The organism is Ensifer sp. B1-9 (assembly GCF_050474445.1).
Lineage (GTDB): Bacteria > Pseudomonadota > Alphaproteobacteria > Rhizobiales > Rhizobiaceae > Ensifer.
The window spans coordinates 264,480-280,252 of record NZ_JBCHVG010000006.1 but is presented as its reverse complement, the minus strand read 5'-3'; the positions used below and the strand labels follow the sequence as shown (position 1 = coordinate 280,252).

The following is a 15,773-nucleotide window of genomic DNA, read 5'->3' as shown; positions in this document are numbered from 1 at the left end:
CCTTTCCGTCAGCTCGGTTGACGCAATGACTTGAAGGAGGCTCTCAGTTCATCGACCAGGGCCTCCGGTTGTTCCCAGGCTGCAAAGTGCCCCCCCTTGGCGAGGCGATTATAATGGATAAGCTTGGGGAACGCCTTCTCCGCCCAGGACTTCGGTGCCTGATAAAGCTCGTCCGGGAAGGCGCTGACGGCCACCGGGATCTGCACGCCCTTCGGCTGGAAGAAGGCGAGCTTGTTCTCCCAATAGAGACGCGCCGACGATACGGCGGTCTTGGTCAGCCAATAGAGCGTGATATTGTCGAGCACGTCATCGCGCGTCAGCCCCTCTGACTGGCCATCGAAGACGCGGGCGATCAGTTCGTAGCTGCGGGCGTCATGGTCGAGCATCCAACTCGCTAGGCCGATCGGGGAGTCTTCGATGCCATAGAGCGTCTGCGGACGCTTGTTCATCTCCTGGGCATAGGACAACCCGTTCCTGTAGAAGAAATCGAGCTGATCATAGGCATGGCGCTCGTCGGCCGAAAGATCGGATGGTGCCGGGCCGCCGGCATCGAGGCTCTTCTGGATCTCGGCCGGCACGGTCGCCGGCATGTTGGTGTGAATTCCGAGCAAGCCGGCCGGCCGCTGCAGAGCCATCTGCTCCGTCACAGCGTCCCCCCAGTCGCCGCCCTGCGCGACATAGTGGGTATAGCCGAGACGCTGCATCAGCACCGCCCAGGCGCGGGCGATCCGGACGGGATCCCAGCCGCGTTCATTCGGCTTGCCGGAGAAGCCGTAGCCCGGCAGCGAAGGAATGACGACGTCGAAGGCATCGCCCTCGCTGCCGCCATGGGCCGTCGGATTGGTCAGGGGATCGATGATCTTCAACTGCTCGATGATCGAGCCGGGCCAGCCGTGGGTGATGATGAGAGGCATCGCATTCTTGTGCTTCGACCGCACATGAATGAAATGAATATCGACCCCGTCGATATTGGTGACGAACTGCGGCAGGTCGTTGAGCTTCTTCTCCAGCTTCCGCCAATCGTACTTGGTCGCCCAATAGTCGGCGAGCTTCTGGATGGTTGCGAGTTGCACGCCCTGGGTGCCGTCGTTCACCAATTCGCGATCCGGCCACCTGGTGGCCGCGATGCGCTGCTTGAGGTCGAAAAGCGCGGCGTCGCTCGCATAAAACTGGAACGGCCGAATGGATTCGTCGGCCGCTTGCTTTGCGGCCGCCACGATCGGAGCGCCGCCCGCCGAAGAAGCTCCTGCGGCATGGGCAGCGAGCGGAGGAAGCAGGATTGCGATCGCTCCCGACAGCGCGAAGGCGGCCAAGCGACTGCCCTTGGCGATTGGCAAATAGCGTCTGGACATCATCATTCTCCTGGTTCGAGTGTTGAGGCGATGCCGACGGCATCGCCGTGCAATTCCGGGATGGGAGGAGCCCGGAAGGAGATCGGGGCTATCCCCCGACGTTGTAGCGAGCGGCGGGTGCGCTCCTGGAAAGGTTCGGCATGAGTTTCTGCCGGGCCGCCTCATAAGCCGCCCAATCACCGGCATCCGGCAGCGCCGGAATGGTGATCACTTCGCCCTGATCGAGGCCGGCAAGGGCTGCATCGACCATGTCCTCGGCCTGCATGACGATCTCGCTCGGCACATGGTCGAGCGGCGTACCGGCGATGCCCCAGAAATCCGTCGCCGTCGCACCGGGCAGCACGGCCTGGATCCGGATGTTGTTGTCGGCCAGTTCTTTCTGCAGCGACAGAGTGAACGCCAATACGAAGGCCTTCGTACCACCGTAGACGCCGTTCAGGAGTTCGGGCGCAACGCCGACGATCGAAGCGATATTGACGATAGTGCCGGTACCGCGTGCGACAAATCCCGGCGCGGCCGCATAGGTCAGCCGCGTCAGGGCGTTGACATTCAGCGTGATCATCTCCTCCATCTTGTCGATATCCGACGCCAGTAACGGCGCGGTCGCGCCGACGCCGGCATTGTTGATCAGTACCGTGATGCTCGCATCGCTCTGAAGCAGAGCTTCGATCCGCTTCAGATCTTCCTTCTTGCCGAGGTCTGCAGGCACAACCTCGATGCCGCGCCCGGTCTCGTCGGCAAGACGATTGGCTAGGTCATTCAGGCGTTCACGGTTACGGGCAACGAGGATGAGGTCGAAACCCCGGCGCGCCAGCCGATCGGCGTAGATCGCGCCGATGCCGGAGGACGCGCCGGTGATCAATGCAGTTCCTTTGGAATTCGTGTTCATTTCAAGCTCCTTTGCCTTGGGTTTGGAGCCTCGATGGTAAGGCCGAATGCCGATGGCTAAAATGTCATAATTCCGGCATTTTGAGCCATCGGATTCTGTAGTGAGGCCGGCTTCATCCGCCAACACGCGAGCCCTAGAGCCCAGCCTCGACTTCCTCCTGCAGGACCTCGTCGGAATAGGCGGCGTCCTGCGACGGCGAGGCATCGCCGCTCACCACCTCGGACATCGAATTGGCAAAGATCGCAGCCAGGGCCCCGGGCTCTCTCGGATCACTGTCCCAGGCACAGGGCGTTACTGCGAGCGCGGCAATGGCAAAAGCTGCGATGAAGGTGCGCATGGTCTGCTCCTGTTTTGATATGGGCTCACCGGTCCAAACCGATCTGGCCGCCAGTTTCGGGCTCGCACGTATTGCTGTTGTGTTCGGAGCGCCGCAAAATTGTATCGGCATGTACGGAGAGCCGCCGGAAATGCGGACCGCCGTCAGGCCATGTCCGGAGATCATCCAAAGGTGAAAACGAAGGCTTCGGCGCCAGGCTCGAGGAAGCGGATCTCAAAGGTCCGTTCGCGCGCTTCGCCGGATTGGCGGACGAGCTGGTAAAGGCGGGTCTCCGTGACGGTGCCCTTGCCCGCCGCATCGATATCCGAGCCATGGTCTCTTCCGGGCGGCGCCCCGTCGACCGTCACCTGAAACGGTACGGGCTTGCCGCCGGCGCGCGGGCCGAGCACCAGGTGCAGGTCGCGGGCATGGAACCGGTAGGTGATGCCGCCGCCAGCTTCGTTGAGGCTTGCCTGTTCGGCGCCGACCGTCCAGTTGCCGGTAAGGCCCCATTCATTGAGGCGCGGTTCGGCGACGGTGTAGTGCTTTGCTGTGTCAGCCGAGACACCTTCCGGCGAGCTGAAGTTCGCGGCCCGTGCATAGCCGATATAGGTCTCGCCGGAGCCAAGCCGGGCCAGGTCCGGCGACGCTTCAGCGCCCTTCGCATTCGGCGTGACGAACTCGTTTTCGGCCTTTTGCTTGCCTGCTGCTTCCGCGAGCAGATCCTGGATCACCCGCTCGGAGCCTTCATAGTCGCCCTCGCCGAAATGGGTGTAGCGGATCTGCCCTTCGGCATCGATGAAGTAGTGGGCCGGCCAGTAGCTGTTTGAGAAGGCGCGCCAGATGGCAAAGTTGTTGTCGATTGCCACGGGATAGGTGATTTTGAAGTCACGAACCGCCTTTTCGACGTTGTCGATCTGCTTTTCAAAGGCGAACTCTGGGGCGTGCACGCCGATGACGACGAGGCCCTGGTCGCGATACTTCTCCGCCCAGGCCCGCACATAGGGGATGGTGCGAATGCAGTTGATGCAGGAGTAGGTCCAGAAGTCGATGAGAACAACCTTGCCGCGAAGCTCGGCTGGCGTCAGCGGCTTCGAATTCAGCCATTGAACGGCGCCATCGAGCGACGGGAACATGCCTTCTACAGGAAGGTCGCTGCGAAAGGCCGCTTGGCGCCTATCCTTCGCAGCAAGAGAAAAGCGGGTGCCCGCGACGTCCACAGGGGCGGCATTGCCACGCAACTTATCGAGAATTGCCTGTTCGAAGCCGGCGGTGCCCGCATAGGAAAGGCGTGCCAGTAGTCCGGTATCGAGGCCAAGAGCGATCGCCGCCACGCCGGCAAGGACAGCAACGCCCAAAACCTGGCGGATGCGGTCCCCAACCCCAAGGAAGCGCTTCATCACCGCAAACACCCTGGCGCCGGCAAGGACCGCGAGCGCCAGTGATGTAGCCGCGCCGCCCGCGTAAGCCGTGAGCAGCAAGGTCGTCTGAACATTTGCCCCGTTCAACGCCGCACCGGTCAGCACCAACCCAAGCACGGGACCGGCACAGGGCGCCCAGAGCAATCCGGTCGCAACGCCGAGGAGGATGGCGCCGCTGACGCTCCCCTTCTCCCCGGTTGCCGCTTTCCTGGACAGGCGATTGCCGAGCGCGACGAACGGGCCCGTCGCGAAAGCGGCGGCACGCGTCGACAGAAGCGTCGCGCCAAAGACCGCGAGCAACGCGATCGCGGCGTAGCGGCCAAATGCGTTCGCCTGTACCGCCCAGTTTCCCCCGAGTGCGGCGAGCGAGGCGATGCCTGCAAAGGTCACGATCTTGGCGAGCAGCATCGGAAGAATGCTCGTGGAAAAGGGCTGCCCTGCCCGCGCAAACACAAATGGCAGAACCGGAAGGATACAGGGGCTGACGATGGTCAGCACGCCTGCGAGATAGGCTACAACGAACAGGATCATCATCGTTCTCCGCACTGGATGGATGCGCCAGGGCATCGATCGCGCTTGACATGCGCAGCAGAGAACCATCGCGACGTATCGGCGATGTTTTCGACCGGGGCGGATTTGTATCGTAGTGCAGCAGGGCGCCTTGATCGTCACACGATCCTTGGCATTCGGCTCGGCTGCCCTGCCTTCCCGCTTTCCGCAGAGTGTCCGATCAACATAGCCAGAGCGATGTAAACCCGTGCATAACGTGCCGCGACAGGGGCTTCTCGCTATCGCGCCACCTTCGCCGCCTGCAGACAGGCCGCCTCAATTGCGCAGTTCGATCCATACCGGCGCGTGATCACTCGCGCCTTCCAGACCGCGGATTTCCCGGTCGATGCCCGCGCCGATGAGTTTGCGGGAGAGCTTGCGGCTGAGGAGCATGTGGTCGAGCCGAAGCCCGGCATCGCGCTGCCAACGGTTCCGGCGATAATCCCAGAACGTAAAAAGCTCCTGCTTCGGATAAATCTTGCGCAGCGCATCAAGCCAGCCCTGATCAAGGAGCTCGCGAAATGCTGCGCGGCTTTGCGGCTGGACCAACGCGTTGTCATCATAGGAGGTGGTCGGGTAGATATCGCGCGGTTCCGGAACGATGTTGTAGTCGCCGGCAAGCACGACCGGCAGGTCGAGGGCGTAGAGCTCGGCGGCGTGTTTGGCCAGACGCTCATGCCAGGCGAGCTTATAGGCGTATTTCGGGCCGGGCTGCGGGTTGCCGTTGGGCGCATAGAGGCAGGCAACCAGGGTGCCGCTGATGGCGGCCTCGATGTAGCGCGCCTGGCTGTCCGATGGATCGCCGTCGAGCCCGATGCGGGTCAAGACCGGCTCGCTGTCGCGGGCGAGGATCGCCACACCGTTCCAGGCCGACTGTCCTTGCCAGACCGCGCCGTAACCGGCCGCCTCGATGGCCGATCGCGGAAACTGGCGGTCGGTCGCTTTCAATTCCTGCAGGCAGACGATATCGGGTTTGGCCTCGTCCAGCCAGGCGACCAGGTTTTCGAGCCTCTTGTTGATGCCGTTGATGTTGAAGGTGGCGATCTTCATCCCGGCGTCAAGATCATTGCGTCAGCCGCGCGGCCCAGGCTGCAACCGCGTCGGCCACAGTCCTCAGGTGGTCTGCCGTCGAAAAGCCGGAAATGCTCTTGCGCGGCTTGAGATCATGGTCGCCGTCCTCGAGCCACAGGACTTCGATCGCATCGGAAAGCGTATAGCCTGGAACCTCCTCGCGCGTGCCGAACTCGTCGCGGGTTCCCTGGCAGATCAGGGTCGGCGTCCTAAGGCCGGCCAGATGCTTCGTGCGCAACTGCTCGGGCTTTGCCGGCGGATGGAAGGGATAGCCGAGGCAGAGAAGCCCGATGATCCTGCCGGTCGCATGAAGATCGTCGGCGATCATGCTTGCAACCCGCCCACCCATCGATTTGCCGCCGATGACGAGCGGGCCTTTCGCGCCGAGCGCGTTGACGGCGGCCACATATTCCGGGTTGAGGGTTTCAGCGCGCGGCGGCGGCTTGCGTCCCTCCGACGTTCGTCTTGCCGCCATATAGCCGAACTCGAACCGCGCGACGCGAAAGCCTGCTGCGGCGAGCGCCTTGGCGGTCGCGTCCATCGACGCGGAATCCATCGGCGCGCCGGCACCGTGGGCAAGCAGGATGGTTACGGGCGCATCCTCAGATCCATCGAACAGGAATTTCTCGCCCATCTCAGCCCGCCGTCCTTGGACGCAACTGCAGATCGACGTACTGCACGCCGCGTTCGGCCGTTCGCGCCCACTCGCTATCGCTGTCGAGGTCGAGATAGCGGCTCCACCAGCGTCTGGCCTCCGCAAGGTCGCCGGCATCAAATTCGAGTTTTGCCAGATTGAAAACGGCGTCGGCATAGTCGCCGTCGAGCTCGATCGCCTTCTTGAGGTGCCTCCGGGCGGCGTCGACCCGTCCCCGCTCGCTCATCAGCCCGGCCAAATTGAACCAGGCCTCGACAAAGGATGGATCGAGCTTGATTGCGCGGGCATAGTCATGCGCCGCATCCAAGTCCCGTCCCGCGGCCTTGAGGCAGTTGGCGCGATTGAAAGCCGCGACTGAATCCGTCCGGTCCATCGCGAGGTAGCGCTGGTAAAAGGCGGCGGCTTGCTCGTAATCGCCATTCGCCTCCGCCTCCTCAGCGAGATCGAAGAGGTCCTCCAGGGCGGCATCGTCGGGCGTGTCGAGATCGAAGAGCAGTTGTCCATTCAGCTCACTCAGCCCCGCGGCGCTGCGAGCATATATCGTATTGGTACCATCGTGATGCAGGGAAAGCGCCGTCAGCGAGGCGACCTGTCCGGAGCGATGCACGGACCGGGCGATTGCACCCCAACTCGCCCCGCTCGTGATCAGTTCTGCATACTTCCTGGCGAGGATCAGGTCGCGGAATGAATAGGGTTCGCTGTCATGCTCGAAGGCATCGAACAGGGACAAGAGATCGAAAACCCGTGGGGAGAGCTTGGCCTGATCGACCAGCGACTGGCGCGTCAGCGCCGATGCCACCGGCACCGACAGCAGCCCCAAGAGGCGGAGAAAGCCGTTCTCGCTGACGAGCCACCGCCCGGCTGCGCGCTCCGCCTCGAAGCGGGTTTCGATTTCAGCTTCGCTCCACTTCGTCAGCAGGCTGCGGCCGAACACCAGATGTGTCGTCTGCCGTGTGACGCCACGCCGCAAATGCCCGAATTGCCGCTCGACCTCCCGCGCCACGAGCCGACGTGGGAAGGCCGAGAGAGCACCAACGATGCCGAATGTCTGGCCAGCAACCGCCATCAGGCTTTCTTCTTCGCGGTCGACTTGGCGGCCGTACGCTTGGCCGGAGCTGCCGCCTTGGCGGTTTCCTTGGCCGCCGGTTCGGCCTTGGTCTTGCTCTTTGCCGGCGGCTTCGACTGCGACAGGCTCGCCTTCAAGGCGTCCATGAGATTGATGACGTTGCCGCGTTCAGGTGCTGCGGCGATGATCGGCTTGTGGCCTTTGAGCTTCTCGCGGATCATCTTCATCAGCGCGATCTCGTAACGATCCTCGTAGTTCTTCGGATCAAAGACCGTCATCTTCTGCTGGATCAGCGCTTCGGCAAGCTGCAGCATTTCCGGGTCGGGATGACCGACAGGAATGTTGCCGAAATACTCAGCGGTTCCGCGCACTTCGCTCGGATTCCTCAGCGTGCACACGAACATCCCCGTCTCGCGTGCGCCGATGGTTACCACCCGCTCGCGGCTCGAAAGAACCAGCCGCGCGATCGCCAGCTTGCCGGTCCTCTTCAGCGCCTCGCGCAGGACCACGAAGGTTTCCTCCGCCATCGCGCCATCGGGTGCCAGATAATAGGGCGCGTCCTGGTAGATCACGTCAACGGAGCCTTCATCGACGAAGGCCTCGATGTTCATCGTGTGATTGGATTCGATCTTGACGCTCTCGAGATCGCTGTCCTCGATGATGATGTATTTCTTGTCTTCGTATTCGTAACCCTTGACCAGGTCCGAGCGCTCGACGAGGCCGAGCTCGGGGTCGACCGGCTTCATGTTGATCCGGTTGTGGGTATCCTTGTGAAGCTGATTGAAGCTGATCCGTTCGCTCGAACTGGTCGCCGGATAGAGCCTGACGGGACAACTGACGAGACTGAGTTTGAGATAACCCTTCCAACTTGCCCTGGGCGCCATGATTGTCTCCTACGCGGCCAAACGCATTATATCCTCGTTTCGGACAGAAGCGGCAAATCCTCGGCAAAGTCGTCGATATCCGCCCAGGGATCGCCGAAAGTATCCAGAAGTCCAGGCAGCGAAGAATAGTTCAAATCCTCCGGAGCGTCGATAGTCTCCAGATCCGCCCAGTTGAGCGGCGTCGAGGCGGGCAGATTTGTGCGTGCGCGCAGCGAATAGGGTGCAGCCGCCGTATGGCTGCGGGCATTGCGATGGAAATCGATGAAGATGCGCTTGATGCGGTTCTCCTTGCCCATCGTGGTGGTGAAGGTCTGCGGTGCGGTCGCCGCCAGCCGTGACGCGATCGCGCTCGTTGCCTGATGCGTCTTCTTCCAGTCAAGCTTCGGCGTCACCGGCACGACGACGTGGATGCCGCTGCCGCCGGAAGTCTTGACGAAGGGGACGAGGCCGAGCGCTTCCAGTTCGCCGCGGATGTGGATCGCGGCCTCGACCACGTCGCGCCAGGCGATGCCCTGGCCGGGATCGAGGTCGAAGACGATGCGGTCGGGCTTTTCCAGCCGCTCGCGCTTTGTGCCCCAGCTATGGAGCTCGATCACGCCGAACTGTGCCAGCGCCAAATACCCCTTCGTGCCTTCGATCGAGAGAAAGGACTTGGTTTCACCTTCGGAATTGGTCGACTTGAAGCTGACGATCGAGGGGGGCATTCCGGTGAAGGGATGACGCTGGAAGAAGCAATCCGCGCGCTTTCCTGTCGGGCAACGGAAGAGCGACACCGGGCGCCCGAGAATGTGCGGCAGCATGAAGTCGCCGACGAGCGCATAGTAGAGGGCAATGTCGAGCTTGGTCGGTCCGGATTTGCCGAATACCCGGCGGTCGGCATTGGTGACCTGGATGCTTGCGAGATCGGCATCGGTAATCAGCCGCTTGCGCGGCGACCGCGCCGGCGCCGAAAGCTCGACATCGCGAAGCCCCTTGAACACTGCATGGCGCAGCAGATTGTCGGAGGTGCGATTGGAGTAATGGATGCGGGCGCTCAACACCGGCCGAACCCAGGTGATTTCCCTTGGCCCGCCTTCAAGCGCGGCCGCGTCACCGTGTAACGCCTCCAACCGAGTGAGCAACTGCCCGGCGGTTTGCGCATCGAATCCGGTTCCGACCTTGCCGCGATATTGCAGCTCACCATCTTGCCACTCGCCTAGAGCCAGGGAAGCAAGACCTTCGGCCGCCTCAGAGGTCGTGTACCCGGCGATTACGAAATCACCGATCTGAAGGGCTTTCGTCTTGGTCCAGGTCTGCGTACGGCCGCTTCGATAGGGCGCCGAGGCGCGCTTCGAAACGATCCCCTCCAGCCCCAATTCCGAGGCCTGGTCGTAAAGCCCGTGTCCATCGCCCTCGACATGATCGCTGAACTGAATGGCCGAGCGGCTGGATACCTGCCCCTGAAGCAGTTGCGCCAACAGCCCTTTCCGCTTTTCCAGCGAGACTTCGGTCAGGTTCCACCCATCGAGGTAGAGAATGTCGAAGGCATAGAAGACCAGCTTGCTGTCGGCACCGGTCGAAAGCGCGTCCTGTAAAAGCGCGAAGCGGCTGATGCCGTTGTCGTCGAGAACGACGATCTCTCCATCGATGATCGCTTCGCGGCAGGGCAGCTTCCGAAAGGCGTCTGGCAGGTCGCCGTAGCGTTTCGTCCAGTCCAATCCGCTGCGCGTGATCAGCCGGACGTGGCCGTCCGAGATATCTGCCATCGTCCGATAACCATCGAACTTGATCTCGTGCAGCCAGACCTGCTTATCCGGCGGACCGCCCGGCGGCTTCGGAGTTTGGCTGGCAAGCTGCGGCTCGATCCGCTGCGGCTTTGGACCTTTCACCGCGCCCGGTAGCGCGCCGGGTCTGAGAACGATCCGCTTTGCCGGCTTCTTCGGCGGCTCGGCCAGTTCCTCGATCCGCCGCCCGCTCTTTACGCTTTCGGGACGCGACGTCAGGATGTCGACCTCAGGGTCGGCGGCAAGGTCATGCTCCTTGAAGAGCAGCCAGTTGCGCTGTTCCCCCTCACCCGGCTTCGGCTTCAGCCGTGTCAGCATCCAGCCGCCATTGAGTTTTTCGCCGGCCAAACGAAACTTGAAGGCCCCGGTCTTCAGGCTCTTCTCGATATCGTCCATCGGCGCCCAGACGCCGGTATCCCACACGATCATCGGCCCGCCGCCATACTCTCCTTCCGGAATAACCCCCTCGAAGTCGATATAGTCAAGCGGGTGGTCCTCGGTCTCGACCGCCAGCCGCTTGTCCGCGGGATTGAGAGACGGTCCCTTCGGAACCGCCCAGCTTTTCAGGACGTCGCCGACCTGAAGCCTGAGATCATAATGATCGGCCGTAGCGTGATGCTTGTGCACGACAAAACGATTGCCCTCCCCGCCGGTTTCTCCGGCGGGCTCTGGCGTCCTGGAAAAGTCCCGCTTCGCGCGGTAGGCCGTGAGCTTCGACGTCGCCATGTCGCAAAGCTAGGGCGTGTTCGCAAAGGTCGCAATATCTGCCGAAGGCACGGGGAATTCTGCGGCCATGCTCGTACCGACTTCGGAAAGCGATTGCTTTCCTATGTGGCCTCGACTAAGAACCACCAAGGAATTTGGAAAGTCACGATGGTCGAAAAGCAGAAATCGCCACGCTCCCGTGGCCGCCCCCAGGCCCGTTCCGACGACGAGACCCGCAAGGTGATTATCCTGGCCGCCGAAAGGCAATTCTGCGACCTCGGCTATGAGACCGCTAATATCAACGTCATCGCCCAGAATTCCGGCGTCTCCACCAAGACGCTTTACCGCCTCTTTCCCACCAAGGCCGATCTCTTCGAGTGTGTCATCTCCTTCAGGATCGCAGAATTCGTGCTCGAAGCGGACGAAGAGTATTTGGACCACGTTAACGTCAAAACCGGTCTCGTGCGGCTGCTTGCCGCCTATGGGCACCTCGTTCTCGCGGCCAATACCATCGCGATCACACGTCTGGTGCTCGCGGAGGCGGAGCGCTTTCCGGAGATCGCCGCCACCTTCTGGGAGCGGGCGATCGAGCGGACAAACGCAACACTGGAGCGCTGGCTGGGGGCGCAAGCCGCTCTCGGTCGCCTCGTAGTCGACGATCCCCGTATGGCGGCGGGCATGTTGCGCGGAATGATGGCGATGGAGCCGCAACGCGCCGTCATGATGGGCCGGATCAGCGGTATCGACGAGGCGACGATCATGGCCCGCGCGGAACGTTGCGCAGAGATCTTTCTGGCGGGCACCCTACCGAGATAGCCACAGCCAATCTTTCGCATTGTCATCCAAACGTCATCAAGCTGTAACCTGAGACCGTATAACTCTCCCGCGCGGGAGCGTTCCCGCCGGGCGCATGAGGCGTCGCGACCAGCCCTTCGGCATGGCCTCTCTCCCCTTTGATGCCCGGTGATTGTTATGCGTTTGTCCGCGAAGCTACCCCTCGCAGCGGCAGCCCTGGCTGCCTTCTCCATCGCTGCTACCAGTCTTGCCAGCCTGACGGTCAGCGGCGACCTGTCGTCGCGCGCGGCGATCGAGAAGCTGGAGGCACTCGCCGATGCCCGCCGCAACGAGCTTCGCCATTACCTCACCACGATAGAAAACGACCTGCGCACCCTCCAGGCACAAAAATCGGTCGCCAAGGCGCTCAGCGAGCTCAATGGTGCTGCCGCCAAGCTCGGCGACAAGGCAAAAAGCGAATTGCAGCGCCGTTATTTGGCGGAAAACCCCAATCCTGAAGACAAGCGCGCGCTTTACAGCACCGCCGGCGTCGACGACTACGATGCGCTCCATGCGCGCTATCACCCATTTTTCCGCCGCTTCGCGGAGGCTCATGGCTATCGCGACGTGCTGCTCGCCAATCTTAGCGGTGACGTCGTCTACTCCCTCAACAAGAAGGGCGACTTTGCCGTCAACCTGAAGGACCAATCCTGGAAGGACACGGGGCTTGGCCGGATTTTCCGCGAGACCGCCGAAGGTACAGACAAGAGCAAGCTGGCCTTCGCGTCCTACGAGGCCTATTCGCCGCTCGCCGGCAGCGCCGCGGCGTTCATCGCCATCCCGCTGGAATCGATCGACGGCAAGATCGGCACCTTGATCCTGGAGATGCCGGATGCACGCATTGGCGAGATCGTGGGCAACCGCACGGGCCTTGGCGAGACGGGCGAAACGATCCTCATCGACGGCAATGGATTTTTCCTCGCCGACAGCGTTGCCACACCCGACAACGATATCCTCAAGGCCCGGATCGTGGCCGATCGCTTGGCGGAAGATGGCATCATCAGCCGCAAGCTCGCCGATTTCCGCGGCGAGGAAGCGCAGATGGCTACCACCAGCCTTGATGCTTTCGGCACCCGCTGGACCATGGCTGCCGTCATGACGTCACGGGAGGCATTTGCGGCCGTCACCGCCTTGCGCAACTGGACGCTCGCAACCGCTCTCGCCGTCCTCGCGGCGGCCCTGGCGCTTTCCATCTGGTATTCACGCCGGTTGACGCGCCCGATCACGGGTCTCGTCCGTGACATGAGCCAGCTCGCTGACGGCGATACGACGATCGGCGGCGTCGGCCGGGACCGCAAAGACGAGATTGGCGACATGGCCCGGTCCGTCCTCGTCTTCCGCGATGCGCTTCTCGATCGCGCCCGCCTTGAAACCGAGGCGGCGGAAACGCGGACCATGATCGAAGAGGAACGGCAAGTGCGCGAGACGACCCAGTCCGAAGTGTCGCGCCAGATCAACGAGGCGGTGGAGATGCTGGCGTCCGGCCTGGAGCGGCTGTCTCAAGGCGACCTGACCGCACGCATCGACCAACCCTTCGGCGCCGGTTTCGATCGCCTGCGCTCGGACTTCAACCTGTCGCTGGAAAGCCTTGCCGTCACACTCGGCGACGTGAAGGCGAGAAGCGCTGACATCGACGGCGAAACCAGCGAGATGCGCGACGCCATCGGCCAGCTTGCCAAGCGCACCGAACATCAGGCGGCGACATTGGAGGAAGCAACTGCAGCGCTGAGCGCAATCACCGCGACCATCGAGCGCACCGCCGAACACGCTTCATCGGCCACGACGATCGCCGCTGCCGCCAAGGCCAGTTCCGACCGCTCGGGTCAGGTGGTCATGAATGCCGTCAGCGCCATGGCCCAGATCGAGAAGGGATCGGTCGCCATTTCGCAGATCATCGGCACGATCAACGACATCGCGTTCCAGACCAACCTCTTGGCGTTGAATGCGGGGGTCGAGGCGGCCCGTGCCGGCGAAGCGGGCAAGGGCTTTGCCGTCGTCGCGCATGAAGTGCGGGAGTTGGCACAGAAATCCGCTCTCGCTGCCCGGGAAATCAAGGCGATCATCACCACCTCGGCCGAGGAAGTGACGAAGGGCGTCTCGCTGGTCCGGGCGGCAGGCGATGCGCTCGACGAAATCTCCGGCCAGATCCATGCGATCAACGAGCAGACGCAGCAGATTGCCGGCGACGCGCGCGACCAGGCGAACGATCTGCAGCACATCAACCAGACCATGCTGTCGCTCGACGCCGTGACGCAGCAGAACAATGCGATGGTCGAAGACAGCACCGCCATGACCCTTCGGCTCTCGAGCCAGGCATCCGGCCTCTTCGACCTCGTCGAACGCTTCCGCACGACATCCAGCCTACGCGACCAGACGGAGACGGATGCGCGCCCCCGACTGATCGCTTAACGCTGGGATGACCTGACCGCGCACCGCCCGCGTATCCGCGCCGAAGGGCGGCATCAAGTTGCTTTGGCAAGCGCCACCGCATCGGCACCGGCCGGAAAATGGAGCTGGCCGGAAAGATCGTTCGCTGCTTGCCAAATAGCCTCTGCCACATCGGTTTCGGTGGTGACCAAGGGCGGGGCCGCGAACTGCGCGAAGATGGGCGCGGCAAAATCGGCGTAGGCAGCCGGGATCAGATCCTCAACGCGAATCGCGATGTTGTGGGCGAAACGGGTGGTCGGCGCGTAGCCGGGTTCGACCAGTTTGACCCTCACGTTGAAGGCTTCCAATTCATGGGCCAGCGAGCCGGTGAAGCCGGCGATCGCTGTCTTGCTGGCGGTATAGGCTGCGGCGAGCGGCATGGCGGCAAGCGTCACCGTGGACGTAACGTTGACGATGACACCCGCCTTGCGGGTACGAAACTGCGGTATCACCGCCTGCGTCATCGCCATCACCCCGAAGGTGTTGGTGTCGAAGACCTTGCGGATACGGGAGATCGGCGTCGCTTCGAAGGCACCCACCACGCCGATACCGGCGTTGTTGACGAGGGCGTCGATGGGGCCACTGTCCTCGATCGCGGCTGAGATGCTTTCGGGATCGGTGACATCGAGAGATAAGACCCGGAGCCGCTCGGATTTCGGCAGAATGTCTCGGCGCGGCGCACGCATCGTGGCGATGACGTTCCAGCCCTCGGCATGGAAGCGTCGCGCCGTCTCCAGCCCGTAGCCGGAGGAGCAGCCGGTAATCAATACGGTCTTCATCGCTATACCTCAGTTGTTTCGATGGAGAACGGATAGCGTCCACGACCAGGACGCTCTACGGCTTGAAGTTCTAATTTCATTTGTTATCGTCCTGAGATGATCGATCCGCTCTCACAGCTCATTCAGCTTCTTCGCCCACGCACGGTGTTCACCAAAGGCATCAGCGGCGCTGGCCGCTGGGCCGTGCGCTATGCCGAATTCGGAGAGCCGAGCTTCTGCACCGTCGTCGAGGGAGCTTGCCGGCTGGCCGTCGATGGCGAGACACCCGTCACGCTGGAGGCCGGCGACTTCGTGCTGTTGCCGACGACCCCGGGCTTCACCCTTTCGGGGTTCGACCCGGTTCAACCGACCTTCATCGATCCCAAGGCAGCGCCGGCACCGACGGACGAAGTTCGCCACGGCAGGCAGCATGGCGAAGCCGACGTGCGCCTGCTCGGCGGCTATTTCGTCCTCGACTCGCCAGATGCCGGACTGCTTGTTTCACTGTTGCCGGCATTGATGCATCTGCGCGGGATCGATCGGCTTTCGACGCTTGTGCGCCTGGTTGGCGAAGAGGCGCGTGGCGAACGGCCAGGACGAGATCTGGTTCTGGCGCGGTTCGTGGAAGTGTTGCTCGTCGAGGCCCTTCGGTCGATCCAGGGCGAAAGCGCAACACCCGGCCTGTTGCGTGGCCTTGGAGACGCGCGGCTGGCGGTGGCCATTCGCAAGATCCACACCGATCCCGCGCATGCGTGGACCGTAGCGGAACTCGCAAACGAGGCGGCTCTCTCTCGCTCGGTGTTCTTCGAGCGCTTCACCCGCGCCGTCGGCGTGCCGCCAATGGAGTACCTGCTCGTATGGCGCATGGCGATCGCCAAGGACCTGCTGCGGCAACGCAATCTTGATCTCGCCTCGGTCGCCGAACGCGTCGGCTATGGTTCGGCCAGTACCTTCAGTACCGCCTTCAGCCGCCATGTCGGCCAGCCGCCCGGCCGCTACGCGCGCATGGCAAGTGCCTGAGCGCCTTGGCGTTGAGATGAACACACGAGGATGCGCACCTTCCGTTCCAGAGCAGCCCCTTCC

The 15,773-nt window shown here is 62.6% G+C and carries 13 protein-coding genes; 3 read left to right on the top strand and 10 right to left on the bottom strand.

All coding sequences use genetic code 11. From position 1 onward, the window contains the following. Positions 1–8: 8 nt before the first annotated feature. The 9 genes from ACQ5BM_RS13265 to ligD form a co-directional block, all read right to left on the bottom strand. Positions 9–1,352 (bottom strand): epoxide hydrolase family protein, encoded by a 1,344-nt coding sequence (locus tag ACQ5BM_RS13265; protein WP_429811643.1) that lies wholly within the window; start codon positions 1,350–1,352, stop codon positions 9–11. An 88-nt stretch (positions 1,353–1,440) separates the two neighbouring features. Next, entirely contained in the window at positions 1,441–2,241 is an 801-nt protein-coding gene (locus ACQ5BM_RS13260) for an SDR family NAD(P)-dependent oxidoreductase (RefSeq protein WP_429811640.1), read from the bottom strand. A 133-nt stretch (positions 2,242–2,374) separates the two neighbouring features. After that, positions 2,375–2,578: a hypothetical protein gene (locus tag ACQ5BM_RS13255; RefSeq protein WP_429811637.1), complete on the bottom strand. Its 204-nt coding sequence runs from the start codon at positions 2,576–2,578 to the stop codon at positions 2,375–2,377. Positions 2,579–2,739: 161 nt separating this feature from the next. Beyond that, positions 2,740–4,509, bottom strand: coding sequence for a cytochrome c biogenesis protein DipZ (locus ACQ5BM_RS13250; protein WP_429811634.1), 1,770 nt, complete (start codon positions 4,507–4,509; stop codon positions 2,740–2,742). Between the two features lie 294 nt (positions 4,510–4,803). Then, complete coding sequence (gene xth / locus ACQ5BM_RS13245; protein WP_429811631.1) at positions 4,804–5,577, bottom strand: exodeoxyribonuclease III; 774 nt, start codon at positions 5,575–5,577, stop codon at positions 4,804–4,806. Positions 5,578–5,590: 13 nt separating this feature from the next. Further along, positions 5,591–6,232 carry an alpha/beta hydrolase family protein gene (locus tag ACQ5BM_RS13240; RefSeq protein WP_429811628.1) on the bottom strand — a complete coding sequence of 214 codons (642 nt, stop codon included), beginning with the start codon at positions 6,230–6,232 and terminating at the stop codon, positions 5,591–5,593. Between the two features lies 1 nt (position 6,233). Continuing rightward, positions 6,234–7,319, bottom strand: coding sequence for a tetratricopeptide repeat protein (locus ACQ5BM_RS13235; protein ID WP_429811625.1), 1,086 nt, complete (start codon positions 7,317–7,319; stop codon positions 6,234–6,236). Beyond that, the gene (locus ACQ5BM_RS13230) at positions 7,319–8,203 is read right to left on the bottom strand and encodes a Ku protein (RefSeq protein WP_429811622.1); all 885 of its coding nucleotides are present in this window, start codon (positions 8,201–8,203) and stop codon (positions 7,319–7,321) included. The genes ACQ5BM_RS13235 and ACQ5BM_RS13230 overlap by 1 nt, the downstream gene beginning before the upstream one ends. Positions 8,204–8,229: 26 nt before the next feature. Then, positions 8,230–10,692 (bottom strand): DNA ligase D, encoded by a 2,463-nt coding sequence (ligD, locus tag ACQ5BM_RS13225; RefSeq protein ID WP_429811619.1) that lies wholly within the window; start codon positions 10,690–10,692, stop codon positions 8,230–8,232. Between the two features lie 147 nt (positions 10,693–10,839). On the opposite strand from ligD, the gene ACQ5BM_RS13220 reads away from it, so the two are divergent. Together ACQ5BM_RS13220 and ACQ5BM_RS13215 are read left to right on the top strand one after the other, a co-directional pair. Further along, positions 10,840–11,487, top strand: coding sequence for a TetR/AcrR family transcriptional regulator (locus tag ACQ5BM_RS13220; RefSeq protein WP_429811616.1), 648 nt, complete (start codon positions 10,840–10,842; stop codon positions 11,485–11,487). 156 nt (positions 11,488–11,643) lie between these two features. After that, a complete protein-coding gene (locus ACQ5BM_RS13215) occupies positions 11,644–13,914 on the top strand; it encodes a methyl-accepting chemotaxis protein (protein ID WP_429811614.1) in 2,271 nt (756 codons plus the stop codon). 53 nt (positions 13,915–13,967) lie between these two features. Here ACQ5BM_RS13215 and ACQ5BM_RS13210 read toward each other — a convergent pair whose 3' ends face one another. Beyond that, on the bottom strand, positions 13,968–14,711 hold the full coding sequence (locus ACQ5BM_RS13210; protein ID WP_429811611.1) for an SDR family oxidoreductase: 744 nt from the start codon (positions 14,709–14,711) through the stop codon (positions 13,968–13,970). 96 nt (positions 14,712–14,807) lie between these two features. On the opposite strand from ACQ5BM_RS13210, the gene ACQ5BM_RS13205 reads away from it, so the two are divergent. After that, complete coding sequence (locus ACQ5BM_RS13205) at positions 14,808–15,710, top strand: AraC family transcriptional regulator (protein WP_429811608.1); 903 nt, start codon at positions 14,808–14,810, stop codon at positions 15,708–15,710. Positions 15,711–15,773 lie beyond the last annotated feature (63 nt).